This is a genomic window from Streptomyces sp. NPDC002306, assembly GCF_053593435.1.
The window spans coordinates 1-13,543 of record NZ_JBSFCK010000028.1; the positions used below are offsets into that span (position 1 = coordinate 1).

Consider the following 13,543-nt stretch of genomic DNA (forward strand, 5'->3'; position numbering starts at 1 on the left):
GTCCTGGACATCCCGGCCGGGCGTATCCGGTTCATCGCGGCCGACCGGGCCGACACCACGGTCGAGGTGCTGCCCGCGGACGCCTCCAAGGGCCGGGACGTGAAGGCGGCCGAGCAGGTCACGGTCGTGCACGGCGACGGTGTGCTGCGGATCGAGGCCGCACCGGCGAAGAACCGGGTCCTGGGCTCCTCCGGCGAGGTCGAGGTGACCGTCCAGCTGCCGGCCGGCTCCGGTGTGCGGGCCAAGGCCGCCAGCGCCGAACTGCGCGGTGTGGGACGCCTCGGCGAGGTCGTCTTCGAGGGCGCGCAGGGCACGGTCAAGCTCGACGAGACGGGCGCGGCCCGGCTGAGCCTGATGGCCGGTGACGTCAGCGTCGGCCGCCTGGCCGGCCCGGCCGAGATCAGCACCCAGAAGGGCGACATCAGCATCACCGAGGCGGTGCGCGGCACGCTCACCCTGAGCACCCAGTCCGGTGACGTCTCCGTCGGCGCCGCACCGGGTGTCTCCGCCGCGCTGGACGCCGGCACCACCTACGGCCGCATCCACAACACGCTGCGCAACAGCGACGGCGCCGGCGCCGCCCTGACCATCCACGCCAGCACCGCCCACGGCGACATCACCGCCCGCAGCCTCTGACCGCCGCCTCACCACCCGCCGCCTCTGACGGCCGCATCACCGCCCCCGCGGCCACTGACCACACCGTGAAGGAGCACTGCTGATGAGCGAGTTGGCGATCGCCGCGCACGGACTGCGCAAGTCCTACGGCGACAAGACCGTCCTGGACGGCATCGACCTGCGGATCCCGGCCGGCACCGTCTTCGCCCTGCTCGGCCCCAACGGCGCCGGCAAGACCACCGCCGTGAAAATCCTCTCCACCCTCATCACCGCCGACGCCGGCCAGGCCCACATCGCCGGACACGACCTGGCCGGCGCCCCGCAGAAGATCCGCGCCGCGATCGGCGTGACCGGGCAGTTCTCCGCCGTCGACGGCCTGATCACCGGCGAGGAGAACATGCTCCTCATGGCCGACCTGCACCACCTGCCCAAACAGGAAGGCCGCCGCATCACGGCCGAACTCCTGGCCCGCTTCGACCTCACCGACGCCGCGAGGAAGCCCGCCTCCACCTACTCCGGCGGCATGAAACGCCGCCTCGACATCGCCATGACCCTGGTCGGCAGCCCCCGGATCATCTTCCTCGACGAGCCCACCACCGGCCTGGACCCCCGCTCCCGCCACACCATGTGGCAGATCATCCGCGAACTCGTCACCGGCGGCGTCACCGTCTTCCTCACCACCCAGTACCTCGAGGAAGCCGACGAACTCGCCGACCGCATCGCCGTCCTGAACAACGGCCGCATCGCCGCCGAAGGCAGCGCCGAAGAACTCAAACGCCTCATCCCCGGCGGACACGTCCGCCTGCGCTTCACCGACCCCACCGCCCACCACACCGCCGCCGACGCCCTGCCCGACGCCACCCGCGACGACGACGCACTGACCCTGCAACTCCTCAGCGACGGCAGCCAGCGCGAACTGCGTTCCCTCCTCGACCGGTTGGACTCGGACGGCATCGAAGCCGACGAACTCACCGTCCACACCCCCGACCTCGACGACGTCTTCTTCGCCCTCACCGACACCGCTCACACCAGCCCCGCCGGCATCCCCACCCAGCCCGTCCAGCCGACCTCGTCGCAGCAGCCGAACCCGTCCAAGGAGACCGTCCGATGAGCTCTCTCTCCCTCGCCGTGCGCGACTCCTCCACCATGCTGCGCCGCAACCTGCTGCACGCCCGCCGCTACCCGTCACTCACCCTGAACCTGCTGCTCACGCCGGTCATGCTGCTGCTGCTGTTCGTCTACATCTTCGGCGACACCATGAGCGCCGGCATCGGCGGCGCGAACCGCTCCGCCTACATCGCCTACATCGTCCCCGGCATCCTGCTCATGACCATCGGCTCCACCGTCGTCGGCACCGCCGTCTCCGTCGCCACCGACATGAACGAGGGCATCATCGCCCGCTTCCGCACCATGGCCATCCACCGCGGATCCGTCCTGTTCGGACACGTCGTCGGCAGCGTCCTGCAGTCACTGCTCAGCGTCGTCCTCGTCGGCGCCGTCGGCGTCGCCATGGGCTTCCGCTCCACCGACGCCACCCTCCTGGAATGGCTCGCCGCCCTCGGCCTGCTCGCCCTGTTCGCCCTCGCCTTCACCTGGATCGCCGTCGGCATGGGCATGGGCAGCCCCAACGCCGAAGCCGCCAGCAACAGCGCCATGCCCCTGATCCTGCTCCCCCTCATCTCCAGCGCCTTCGTCCCCCTGCACACGATGCCCGGCTGGTTCCAGCCCATCGCCGAATACCAGCCCTTCACCCCCGCCATCGAAACCCTGCGCGGACTCCTCCTCGGCACCGAGATCGGCAACAACGCATGGATCGCCCTCGCCTGGTGCCTCGCCCTCACCGCCCTCGGCCACCGCTGGTCACAAGCACAGTTCAACCGCGACCCGAAGTAACCGGCATGGCAGCGCGGGCCGTCTTCCGCGCCCCCGGCCCATACGAGGGCGGCGTACCCCGACACCGTGTCGGAGTACGCCGCCTTGTTCGTGTTCCCGGCCGGTCACCAGGCGGAACGCGCCGCCTTCTCCTCGGACGGCAGCAGCAGCCACAGGGCGAGGTAGAGCAGGAACTGCGGGCCGGGCAGCAGGCACGAGACCAGGAAGATCACGCGCATCGTCGTGGCGGAGGTGCCGAAGCGCCGTGCCAGCGCTGCGCACACTCCGCCGAGCATGCGGCCGTGGGTGGGGCGGGCAAGGGCGGTCATGTCGGCTCCTTCGTGAGCGTCGGTCCGAGGCCCCCCGTGTGGCTGCCTCATCTGACATCAACGCTACGGATCCGAGCCGGACCGGGCGTCGCTCTACGGTGCGATGCCGACCCTGGGAATCGTCGGGGTCCGACCCTGACCCGTCTCCTGCCGCCGGACGGCCGCCCGGTGCCGGCGCTCCGTCCTGCGACGGAGCCAGGAACGGGCCGCGGGCACCACCGCGCTGTGCGCGAGGGCCACTCCCACGGTGTTCAGGATCAGTGAGTCGACGTCCACGACCTGTCCGGGCACGCCGGTCTGCAACAGTTCGATGCCCAGCGACAGCAGGGCTCCGGCGGCGACCGTACGCAGCAGGGACGCCGGCGGGGAGGCGGCGAGGCGGCCGTGCGTCAGCGGCAGCAGGACGCCCAGCGGGGCGAGCAGCGCGAGCCCCGTGCCGATCCGCCGGGCCGCGTCGGGCCAGCCCAGCGCGAGGTCGGCGCGGATGCCGGCGAACGGACGCAGGTTGGCGGGCATGACCCAGGGCACTTCCAGGGGCCGCAGCGTGTACCAGGCGACGAACGCGAGATGTGCGACAAGGAGGACACCCCCTGCCACACGGATGCGGAACGCGGCGTTGCCGCCGACCGAGCCTTGACGCTGCACGCCCCCCTAGACGCGCCCCCAGGCACGAACGGTTCCGGGGCAACCCCCGATACCCAGATGAGGCATCCGCCACACCCGTGGCTCAGCCGAGTCTGACCTCGGACGACGGCGGCTCCTTGGTCCCGGGCCGGGCACGGACCTCGTCCGTGCACTCGTAGCGACGCAGCGGCTCGCCGCCGGAGACCGGCCCGCCGAGGATCACCGAGCCGTCGCCCTCGGCCGCCGCCGAGTCGGAGAACGTACAGACGACCTGGGCGAGGGCGTACGAGGTGAGGTCACCGGGCGGGGTGCTCAGCCGCAGCGTGTCGTCCGGGTCCCTGGGCGTCGGACCGCTCACGGACATCCCGCCGCGTACGTCCGTGGTGTAACCGGCCGCCTTCTCGGCGGACGACGGCGTCTCGGCGAGCTGGTCCAGCAGCCCCTGCGCCACCAGCACCCGGCGCTGCGAGTCCGCCGCGCCGTCCGGGACGCGCACGGACCGGTCGACGGCCACCAGCGACGAGCCGCACAGCAGGAACACCTGCACGGGGACGCCGGCCGGCGCGTGCGTCGAGACGTCCGCCTCGGACAGCGCGCAGCGCACCCGGGAGGGCGCGGGGCCGAAGTCGGTCGGCACCTCGGTGGACCGGATCCCGCACCCGGCGAGCAGCACGGCGAGCCCGGACAGAGCCAGCAGCAGGCGGGCGGGACGCGCGGTCGCGCGTGCGGGACGGCCGGCCGCGCCCGCGCTCGGGGCGGTCGTGCGTACGGTCATGAGGCGTCCCCCTTCGAGTCCGCGCCGTCCTTCCCGGCCTGGTCGGCCTCCGGCACCGGCTCGGGCGTGTCCCGCGGCAGCCGCAGGGTGAACACCGCGCCGCCCTCGGGGGAGTTGGCGGCGGTGATCTCGCCGCCGTGGATGTGCGCGTTCTCCAGGGCGATGGACAGTCCGAGTCCGCTGCCCTCGGAGCGCGGCCGGGAGGCGCTGGCCTTGTAGAACCGGTCGAAGACGTGCGGCAGGACGTCCTCCGGGATACCGGGGCCGTGGTCGCGCACGCTGATGACGAGTTCCCCGCCGCTCATACCGGGGTCCTCGCCCATGTGCGCGTCCTCGCCCACGTGCGCGCCGTCGGTCCCGCTCTCGCTGTCGGTCCCGCTCCCGTTCCCGGTGGTCGCCCGTACCGACACCCGCACCGGCGAGCCGCCGTGCTTGAGCGCGTTGCCGATGAGGTTGGCCAGTATGACGTCCAGGCGGCGGGGGTCGATCCGGGCGTGGATGCCGCGTTCCGCGTCCAGCTCCACCGCGTCCAGCCAGGCCCGCGCGTCGATGCAGGCGGTGATCTGGTCGGCGATGTCGACGTAGTCGACGACGAGCCGGGCGGTGCCCGCGTCGAAGCGGGTGACCTCCATCAGGTTCTCGACGAGGTCGTTGAGCCGCCGGGTCTCGCTGACGACGAGCCGTACCGCGGGCTCGATCATCGGGTCCATGCTCCCGGTCTCCGCCTCCAGCTCCTCCTCCAGCACCTCCGTCACGGCCGTGATGGCGGTCAGCGGCGTACGCAGCTCATGGCTCATGTCCGCCACGAACCGCCGTGAGGCGTCGTCCCGCGCGGCCATGTCGGCGACCCGTTTCTCCAGGGCGGCGGCCGCCAGGTTGAACGTCCGGGAGAGATCGGCGAGTTCATCCGTCCCCGACACGCGCAGCCGGGTGTCCAGCCGGCCCTCGCCGAGCCGGCGCGCGGCGACCCCGAGCCGGTGCACCGGCTTCAGTACGGTCGTGGCGGCGGCCTGCGCGAGCAGCGCGGCACCGATCAGCGCGAGGCCGGTGGCGATGCCCAGCGACCAGGCCAGCGAGTTGAGATCCTTGGCCTCGGGCTCCAGCGACTTCAGCATGTAGCCGGTGGGACCGCCGCCGATCACCTTCGTCCCGGCCACGAGGTACGGCGTGCCGTCGTCGACGACCCGCTGCCAGTACAGGTGGTACGGAGACTTGTTGCCGGTCGTGAGGTCCTGCTGCCGGTTCACCGCGGTCCGCAGCGACACGGGCACGTCCTGGAGCGAGAAGCCGCTCAGGCCACCGGAGTTGCCGTAGACGGCCTTGCCTGCCGCGTCCTCGCCGACGAGCAGGACGCTGAAGCGCTGACTGCTGTTGGCCATCTGACCGGCGGTGTGCTGGAGTTCGTCCTGCGACGGGTACTCCGGCAGCGAGCCCGCCCGGTTCTGCATCTCCTGCTGGAAGTCGCGCAGCACCGCGTCCTGGGTGCGGGTCAGTACCGCCTCGCGGTTGAGCCAGTAGGCGATCCCGGACGCGGACACGGCGGCGGTGAGCGCCACCAGCCCGAAGACCACGACGAGCCGCAGCCGCAGACTGGTGAAACGCAGCCGCGACCAGACTCCCCTGCGATCCGCGGCCCAGCCGCGGATCCCCCCTTGCGCCGTCGTCATTACTGGGGCGCGTCCAGGCGGTATCCGACCCCACGGACGGTACGGATCAGCGTCGGGGACGACGGCACGTCCTCGACCTTGGCACGCAGCCGCTGGACACAGGCGTCCACGAGCCGGGAGTCGCCGAGGTAGTCGTGCTCCCACACCAGCCGCAGCAACTGCTGCCGGGACAGCGCCTGGCCCGGCCGCCGGCTCAGTTCGAGCAGCAGCCGCAGCTCGGTCGGCGTCAGTTGGAGGTCCTCGCCGTTCTTCGTCACGGTCATCGCGGCGCGGTCGATGACGACGGACCCGTAGGTCGCCGCGTCGTTCGCCTCGCGCTCGCCGCGCCGCAGCACGGCCCGGATGCGGGCGTCGAGCACCCGCCCCTGGACCGGCTTGACGACGTAGTCGTCGGCTCCGGACTCCAGTCCGACCACCACGTCGATGTCATCGCTGCGCGCGGTCAGCAGGATGATCGGCAACGTGTCCGTGCGCCGGATGCGGCGGCACACCTCGAACCCGTCGATGCCGGGCAGCATCACGTCCAGCACGATCAGGTCCGGCCGCTGCTCGCGCAGCAGCTTCAGACCGTCCTCACCGCTGGCAGCGGTCGCCACCCGGTGTCCCTGGCGCGTCAGTGAGAGCTCCAGGGCCGTACGGATGGCGTCGTCGTCCTCGATCAGCAACAGGGAAGGCACAGGGGTCATTCTGGCCCATGGCGGGTCGGGGTTTCGACACTTGGAGCGCTCCCACACATCTCCCGCAAACGATCGAAGTCGCTCGGTGCGTCTGAGTAGCCGTACCGCGCCTCTCTGTGACCGCGCCGTGCCCTGGGGGCGAACGACCCCTGTGACAGGTCTGTGACAGTCGCCGGACATGGCCATGAAGTGACCCCGGCAAGCTTTTCGGCACGGGCAAGGAAGCACGTCGCAACAAGCCGAACACCGGAAGTCCACGACGGGGGGCGCGAGATGAACACGCTGTACAGCACCAGCACCAGCGCAGTGATCACGCGTCTGCACGACGTCACCCGGGGTTCCGAGAAGTCCGGTGCCGTGAGCGGGCGGGGGTGCGCTCGCGGCACCGGGCGTCAGCACACCGTGTACATGTCGGTGGTTGACGCCGGTACGGGGGAATCCGCGGCGGCCGACGCCGCGGGCGCGGTCGGGGGATCCGCGTACGGGGAGGACACGGGGGAGCGTCGCTCGCTGTCGGAGGCGGAGTTCACCGCCTACGTCCAGGAGCGCCGCGCCTCCCTGTACGCCACCGCGTACCACCTCACGGGGGACCGCTTCGAGGCCGAGGACCTGTTGCAGAGCGCGCTGTTCTCGACCTACCGGGCGTGGGACCGGATCAGCGACAAGGCCGCGGTCGGCGGATACCTGCGCCGGACGATGACCAATCTGCACATCAGCGCGTGGCGCCGCCGCAAGCTGAACGAGTACCCGACCGAGGAACTGCCGGAGACGCCCGGCGACACGGACGCGATGCGCGGCACCGAACTGCGCACGGTCCTGTGGCAGGCGCTGGCCCGGCTGCCCGAACTCCAGCGGACGATGCTGGTCCTGCGGTACTACGAGGGCCGGACCGACCCGGAGATCGCGGACATCCTCGACATCAGTGTCGGCACGGTGAAGTCGAGCATCTGGCGGTCGCTCCGCCGGCTGCGTGAGGACGAGGTCCTCAGCTTCGGCCGTGACGAGGAGGACGCCTTCGGGGAGTTGGTCGCCTGAGGGTCACGGGGGAGAAGCAACGGGGGTCCCGTACCGGGGGGTGCGGGAGGTGGTCACGGGGGACTCGCACCGGGGGGTGCGGGAGCGGGGCCGGGTATCGGGGGGCCGCACCGGGGGGTGCGGAACGGTACCGGGGGGATCAGCGGGGAACGGGGGAGCTCTGCCGCGCGGTTCGACGGGGGACGCGGGAGAGCGAGAAAGGGAGCGGGACTGGAGGGCCGGGGGGTCCGTCCAGTCCCGCTTTCGCTGTGTCCGGCCGCGTCCGGGCGTTCAGGCCGCCGAACTCGTCCGTACGGAGCGGCCCACCGCCGCGGCGGCCAGCCTGCCCAGGGCCTCGTCCCGGTCGCAGGCGTGCGCGCCCAGCGCGGTCTGGCGGGCGACGATCGAGCGTTCCGCGCGCATCAGACGCCAGCCGCGGCGCAGCAGGAACGGCACCGACTTGCGGCCCTCCTTGAGGTCGCGCAGGAAACGGCGGCGGAACGTGGTGAGCGGTCCCCGGGTCAGGCACAGGGCGTCCGCCAGGACACCCAGGTCCCGGCAGCGCTCCACGATCTCGGCCGCGAAGATGCCCTCCGCGATGAACAGCGGAGTCCGGCCGATGCGCAGGATCTCCTCGCCGGTGCGGGCGCTCAGCGAGAGGTCGTACACCGGTACGCCCGTCGAGCCGGTGGCGCACAGCCGGGTGATGGCGTCGACCGCGATGTCCGCGTCCCACGATCCGGGGTGGTCCCAGTCGATGTCGGAACTCTCCGCCACCAGCGGCAGCGTCGGGTCGTCGCCCTCCTTGTAGAAGTCGTCGAGGCGCAGCACGGGCAGCCCGGAGCGGGCGGCGACAAGGGACTTGCCCGAGCCCGAGGGGCCGCACAGCAGCACGACACGGGCGGGGGACGGAGGATGGATGCTCACGGAACACCAGTTTGCGTCATGGTGCGCCCTGCTGCCGACCCCGCGGGTCGGCTTTGAAGCGCGCATCACACCTCAACTACCCTTCGTGTCGTCATGATTACCTTGCGCATCGAGAAGGTGGCACCAGCGATGGCCCGACACGACATCCCCCAGACCCCGACCGGCCGGCGCGCCCTGGTCGCCCTCGCGACCGCGGGGGTGGCCCTCGGCGCGGGCGCGGGGACGGCCGCCGCGGACGCCGACCCGGTGGTCGACGTGATGCGCACCAACCCCACGTCGACCGGCCGGCTCGACCCGCAGGCGGGGCTCAACAGCCTGCTCGGCTCGGTGCGTTACGTCACCGGCCCGGTCCAGGGCCTCAAGCCCAACCCGCTGGCGGGTACCGGCGTCGACCCCCTCGACAACGGCGTCGGCACCCAGCTCGCCGACTTCCAGCCGCTGACCTCGCAGGCCCTGACCGGGCCGGTGGCGCAGGCGCAGTCCATCGGCAGCATCCCGGTGCTGGGACAGGCCACGGGGCTGCTGGGCGGCTGACCCGGCGTACGGAGAGCCGCGCCTCCCCCTGACGGAGGGGAGGCGCGGCTCTCCGGTTTTCGCCGGTGGGGCGACCGGGGTCAGTACGACGAGCCGGACGCGCCCAGTGAACCCGTCGGGTGCCAGACCGTCTTGGTCTCCAGGAAGGCCGTCATGCGGGCGGTGCCGGGGGTCGCGGAGTAATCCACAGGCTGTGGACGAAGCACGCGCTTCAGGTTGTCCGCCGCCGCGATCTCCAGCTCCTTCGCCAGCGCCTCGTCGGCGCCCGCGAGGTCGATCGCGTTGACGTCCTGGTGCGCCGCGAGGGACGGCGCGATCTCCGCCGTACGGCCCGAGAGAATGTTGACGACGCCGCCCGGGAGGTCGGAGGTGGCCAGCACCTCGCCCAGGGACAGGGCCGGGAGCGGGGACTTCTCGGACGCGATCACGACCGACGTGTTGCCGGTCGCGATGACCGGGGCGACCACCGAGACCAGGCCCAGGAAGGACGACTCCTGGGGGGCGAGCACCGTCACCACGCCCGTCGGCTCGGGGGAGGACAGGTTGAAGAACGGGCCCGCCACCGGGTTGCCGCCGCCGACCACCTGGGCGATCTTGTCGGTCCAGCCCGCGTACCAGACCCAGCGGTCGATCGCCGCGTCGACGACCGCGGCCGCCTTCGCCTTCGACAGGCCCTCGGCGTCGGCGACCTCGCGCACGAACTGCTCGCGGCGGCCCTCCAGCATCTCCGCGACGCGGTAGAGGATCTGGCCGCGGTTGTACGCCGTCGCGCCCGACCAGGCGCCGAACGCCTTGCGGGCGGCGACGACGGCGTCACGGGCGTCCTTGCGGGAGGAAAGGGGCGCGTTCGCCAGCCACTTGCCCTTGGAGTCGGTCACCTCGTACACCCGGCCGCTCTCGGAACGCGGGAACTTCCCGCCCACGTACAGCTTGTAGGTCTTGAAGACGCTGAGGCGCTGCGGTTCGGACTTCTCGACTGTGCTCATTTAGCGCTCGCCCTCCGGGCTCGACGGGGCGAGGTACGCCTCCAGGCCGTGGCGGCCGCCCTCGCGGCCGAAGCCCGACTCCTTGTAACCGCCGAAGGGCGAGGTCGGGTCGAACTTGTTGAACGTGTTGGACCAGACGACACCGGCGCGCAGCTTGTTCGCCACGGCCAGGATCCGGGACCCCTTCTCCGTCCAGATGCCGGCGGAGAGGCCGTACGGCGTGTTGTTCGCCTTGGCGACGGCCTCGTCGGGCGTGCGGAAGGTGAGGACCGACAGCACCGGGCCGAAGATCTCGTCCCGCGCGATGGTGTGCGCCTGGGTGACGTTCGTGAAGAGCGTCGGGGCGAACCAGTAGCCGGAGGAGGGGAGTTCGCAGGCGGGGGACCAGCGCTGCGCGCCCTGTGCCTCGCCCTGCTCGACGAGCGAGGTGATGCGCGCGAGCTGCTCGGCGGAGTTGATCGCGCCGATGTCCGTGTTCTTGTCCAGCGGGTCGCCCAGCCGGAGCGTCGACAGACGGCGCTTGAGCGAGTCCAGCAGTTCGTCCTGGACCGACTCCTGCACCAGGAGCCGGGAGCCCGCGCAGCAGACCTGGCCCTGGTTGAAGAAGATGCCGTTCACGATGCCCTCGACGGCCTGGTCGATCGGGGCGTCGTCGAAGACGATGTTGGCGCCCTTGCCGCCCAGTTCGAGGGTGACCTTCTTGTGGCTGCCGGCGACCGTCCGGGCGATCTCCTTGCCGACCGCGGTCGAGCCGGTGAAGGCGACCTTGTCCACGTCCGGGTGCGCGACGAGCGCGGCGCCCGCGTCGCCGTACCCCGGAAGGATGTTGACGACGCCCTTGGGCAGACCGGCCTGGCGGCAGATGTCCGCGAAGAACAGGGCCGACAGGGGGGTGGTCTCCGCGGGCTTCAGCACGACCGTGTTGCCGGTCGCCAGCGCCGGGGCGATCTTCCACGCCAGCATCAGCAGCGGGAAGTTCCACGGGATGACCTGGCCCGCGACGCCCAGGGGGCGGGGGTGCGCGCCGAAGCCGGCGTGCTCCAGCTTGTCGGCCCAGCCCGCGTAGTAGAAGAAGTGCGCGGCGACCAGCGGCAGGTCGGCGTCGCGGGTCTCCTTGATGGGCTTTCCGTTGTCCAGCGTCTCCAGGACGGCCAGCTCGCGGCTGCGCTCCTGGATGATGCGGGCGATCCGGAACAGGTACTTGGCGCGCTCGGAGCCCGGCAGCGCCGACCACTTCGCGAAGGCCTTGCGGGCGGCCTTCACCGCGCGGTCGACGTCCGCCTCGCCCGCCTGGGCGACCTCGGAGAGGACCTCCTCGGTGGAGGGGCTGACCGTCTTGAAGACCTTGCCGTCGGCGGCCTCGGTGAACTCGCCGTCGATGAAGAGGCCGTACGACGGCGCGATGTCGACGACCGAGCGGGACTCGGGCGCCGGTGCGTACTCGAATGCGGATGCCATGATGATCAGTCCACCGTCACGTAGTCGGGGCCGGAGTAGCGGCCGGTGGCCAGCTTCTGGCGCTGCATCAGCAGGTCGTTCAGGAGCGAGGAGGCGCCGAAGCGGAACCAGTGGTTGTCCAGCCAGTCCTCGCCCGCGGTCTCGTTGACCAGGACCAGGAACTTGATCGCGTCCTTGCTCGTACGGATGCCGCCGGCCGGCTTCACGCCGACCTGGACGCCGGTCTGGGCGCGGAAGTCGCGCACCGCCTCCAGCATCAGCAGCGTGTTCGCCGGGGTCGCGTTGACGGCCACCTTGCCGGTCGAGGTCTTGATGAAGTCGGCCCCGGCCAGCATGCCGAGCCAGCTGGCACGGCGGATGTTGTCGTACGTCGACAGCTCGCCGGTCTCGAAGATGACCTTCAGGCGGGCGCTGGTCCCGCAGGCCTCCTTCACGGCGGTGATCTCGTCGTACACCTTCATGTAGCGGCCCGCGAGGAACGCCCCGCGGTCGATGACCATGTCGATCTCGTCGGCGCCCGCGGCGACGGCGTCCCGCACGTCGGCCAGCTTCACCCCGAGGGCGGCGCGGCCCGCGGGGAAGGCGGTGGCGACCGACGCGACCTTCACGCCCGAGCCGGCGACGGCCTCCTTCGCGGTGGCCACCATGTCGGGGTAGACACAGACGGCCGCGGTCGCGGGGGTCGTGACGTCGGTCGGGTCGGGGTGGACCGCTTTGGCGCCGAGCGCCCGGACCTTGCCCGGGGTGTCCGCGCCTTCCAGCGTCGTCAGGTCGACCATCGAGATGGCGAGGTCGATGGCGTACGCCTTCGCGGTGGTCTTGATGGAGCGGGTGCCGAGCGAGGCGGCGCGCGCCTCCAGGCCGACCGCGTCGACGCCGGGCAGCCCGTGGAGGAAGCGGCGCAGCGTGCTGTCGGACGCGGTGACGTCAGCGAGGGCAGCGGGTGCAGAGGTGGGCATGGTCACCAGACGAGCATATCTACGCGCGTAGCGGCTGTACAGCCCCGGGAGGTTCTGCCGGGGAGGGGCGAGTCGGTGTCCGGGTGACCAGGTGGAAGGGTACGGCGTCGGCGCAGGGCGGGGCGCCTCGTCGGGGGCGCGGGGCCGGGGCGCTTCGTCGGGGGCGCGGTGGAGCGGGTGCGCCGCCGGATTCCCGCGGCGGGGGCGGTGGACTGCCCGGGCCCGGTGCGGGGGCGGGGCGGTGGCGGTGGCGGTCGTGGTGCCAGGGCCGGGTGGGAGCCGCGGGGCCGGGGGCCGGTGGAGTGCTCCGCGGGCACCGGGGATGAGCGTCCTGGTGGGCGTCGGGCAGAATCGGGAGCATGACGACCCCGGAGCACCAGTCACCAGCGCCGCAGCCCTCGGGCCCCGTGTCCAAGGACCGCATCTACCGGTCGGCCTCGGGCCTGGCCGGCGGGTTCCTGCTGCTCGCGCTCATCGGCTGGCTCGGCATCGACGCGCTCGTCACCGGGCACGGCAGCACCCCGTGGCTGGGCCTCGCCGGGATGATCTTCTTCGTTCCCCTGGTGGCCGCCTTCACGCTGCGGCCCGCCGTCTTCGCCAACGACGACCGGCTGCGCGTCCGCAACCCCTTCCGCGTCGTCGTGGTGCCCTGGGGCGAGGTCGCCTCGCTGCGATCCGCCTACTCCAACGAGGTGATCACGAAGTCCGGGGCCAAGTACCAGCTGTGGTCGGTCCCCGTCTCGCTGCGGGCGCGGAACCGGGCGATGCGACGGCAGGCGCGGGCCGAGTCCGGCGGCCGCCGGGGAGGCCTGTTCGGCGGCGGTGTGGCGGGCGGTCTGGGCGGCATGGACGCCACGGGCGGGAGACTGGCGGCCGACGCCGGCCCGGTGCGCGCCGAGGCCGACAAGATCATGGACGAGCTGCGCGAACTGCTGAACGCGCGGGAGAAGGCCGCGGCCTCGCAGGGAGCGGTGACCGTGCGCTGGGCGTACGAGATCCTGGGACCGATCGCGGTCGGAGCGGTCCTGCTGGCGGTGCTGCTCGCGGTCAGGTGAGCGCGGGCGGTCCGCGACCGGCCGGGGGCGATCCGGGAGTGTCGGCAGGAG

Annotated in this window: 15 protein-coding genes; 6 read left to right on the forward strand and 9 right to left on the reverse strand. The window is 71.8% G+C overall.

Features of this window, described 5'->3' with window-relative positions; translation table 11 throughout:
- From ACWCQK_RS32945 to ACWCQK_RS32955, 3 genes are all read left to right on the forward strand, one after another.
- A partial coding sequence (locus ACWCQK_RS32945; protein WP_451161310.1) for a DUF4097 family beta strand repeat-containing protein occupies positions 1 to 636 on the forward strand: 636 nt, incomplete at its 5' end.
- 82 nt (positions 637 to 718) lie between these two features.
- On the forward strand, positions 719 to 1,726 hold the full coding sequence (locus ACWCQK_RS32950) for an ATP-binding cassette domain-containing protein (RefSeq protein WP_451161312.1): 1,008 nt from the start codon (positions 719 to 721) through the stop codon (positions 1,724 to 1,726).
- The gene (locus ACWCQK_RS32955) at positions 1,723 to 2,508 is read left to right on the forward strand and encodes an ABC transporter permease (RefSeq protein WP_451161314.1); all 786 of its coding nucleotides are present in this window, start codon (positions 1,723 to 1,725) and stop codon (positions 2,506 to 2,508) included. The genes ACWCQK_RS32950 and ACWCQK_RS32955 overlap by 4 nt, the downstream gene beginning before the upstream one ends.
- A gap of 104 nt (positions 2,509 to 2,612) precedes the next feature.
- Here the strand turns inward: ACWCQK_RS32955 and ACWCQK_RS32960 are convergent, their stop codons facing one another.
- From ACWCQK_RS32960 to afsQ1, 5 genes are all read right to left on the reverse strand, one after another.
- Entirely contained in the window at positions 2,613 to 2,816 is a 204-nt protein-coding gene (locus ACWCQK_RS32960; protein WP_451161316.1) for a PspC domain-containing protein, read from the reverse strand.
- A 93-nt stretch (positions 2,817 to 2,909) separates the two neighbouring features.
- Entirely contained in the window at positions 2,910 to 3,461 is a 552-nt protein-coding gene (locus tag ACWCQK_RS32965; RefSeq protein ID WP_451161318.1) for a VanZ family protein, read from the reverse strand.
- 82 nt (positions 3,462 to 3,543) lie between these two features.
- Positions 3,544 to 4,215 (reverse strand): hypothetical protein, encoded by a 672-nt coding sequence (locus tag ACWCQK_RS32970; RefSeq protein ID WP_451161320.1) that lies wholly within the window; start codon positions 4,213 to 4,215, stop codon positions 3,544 to 3,546.
- Positions 4,212 to 5,882 carry a sensor histidine kinase gene (locus ACWCQK_RS32975; protein WP_451161322.1) on the reverse strand — a complete coding sequence of 557 codons (1,671 nt, stop codon included), beginning with the start codon at positions 5,880 to 5,882 and terminating at the stop codon, positions 4,212 to 4,214. Before ACWCQK_RS32975 ends, ACWCQK_RS32970 begins: the two co-directional genes overlap by 4 nt.
- Entirely contained in the window at positions 5,882 to 6,559 is a 678-nt protein-coding gene (gene afsQ1 / locus ACWCQK_RS32980) for a two-component system response regulator AfsQ1 (RefSeq protein WP_451161324.1), read from the reverse strand. Before afsQ1 ends, ACWCQK_RS32975 begins: the two co-directional genes overlap by 1 nt.
- Before the next feature lie 273 nt (positions 6,560 to 6,832).
- Here afsQ1 and ACWCQK_RS32985 point away from each other — a divergent pair, with 273 nt between their 5' ends.
- Complete coding sequence (locus ACWCQK_RS32985; RefSeq protein ID WP_451161326.1) at positions 6,833 to 7,594, forward strand: SigE family RNA polymerase sigma factor; 762 nt, start codon at positions 6,833 to 6,835, stop codon at positions 7,592 to 7,594.
- A gap of 270 nt (positions 7,595 to 7,864) precedes the next feature.
- Here ACWCQK_RS32985 and ACWCQK_RS32990 read toward each other — a convergent pair whose 3' ends face one another.
- Entirely contained in the window at positions 7,865 to 8,467 is a 603-nt protein-coding gene (locus ACWCQK_RS32990) for a uridine kinase family protein (RefSeq protein ID WP_451161430.1), read from the reverse strand.
- Positions 8,468 to 8,629: 162 nt separating this feature from the next.
- Between ACWCQK_RS32990 and ACWCQK_RS32995 the strand changes: the two genes are divergently transcribed.
- The gene (locus tag ACWCQK_RS32995) at positions 8,630 to 9,034 is read left to right on the forward strand and encodes a hypothetical protein (protein WP_451161432.1); all 405 of its coding nucleotides are present in this window, start codon (positions 8,630 to 8,632) and stop codon (positions 9,032 to 9,034) included.
- 80 nt (positions 9,035 to 9,114) lie between these two features.
- Here ACWCQK_RS32995 and ACWCQK_RS33000 read toward each other — a convergent pair whose 3' ends face one another.
- From ACWCQK_RS33000 to deoC, 3 genes are read right to left on the reverse strand one after another with little or no spacing between them, the layout of a single operon-like run.
- On the reverse strand, positions 9,115 to 10,020 hold the full coding sequence (locus ACWCQK_RS33000; protein WP_451161328.1) for an aldehyde dehydrogenase family protein: 906 nt from the start codon (positions 10,018 to 10,020) through the stop codon (positions 9,115 to 9,117).
- Positions 10,021 to 11,478, reverse strand: coding sequence for an aldehyde dehydrogenase family protein (locus ACWCQK_RS33005; RefSeq protein WP_451161330.1), 1,458 nt, complete (start codon positions 11,476 to 11,478; stop codon positions 10,021 to 10,023). It abuts the gene before it with no gap.
- Between the two features lie 5 nt (positions 11,479 to 11,483).
- Positions 11,484 to 12,437 carry a deoxyribose-phosphate aldolase gene (gene deoC / locus ACWCQK_RS33010; protein ID WP_451161332.1) on the reverse strand — a complete coding sequence of 318 codons (954 nt, stop codon included), beginning with the start codon at positions 12,435 to 12,437 and terminating at the stop codon, positions 11,484 to 11,486.
- A gap of 359 nt (positions 12,438 to 12,796) precedes the next feature.
- Between deoC and ACWCQK_RS33015 the strand changes: the two genes are divergently transcribed.
- Entirely contained in the window at positions 12,797 to 13,492 is a 696-nt protein-coding gene (locus tag ACWCQK_RS33015; RefSeq protein WP_451161334.1) for a PH domain-containing protein, read from the forward strand.
- The last annotated feature ends 51 nt before the right edge of the window (positions 13,493 to 13,543 follow it).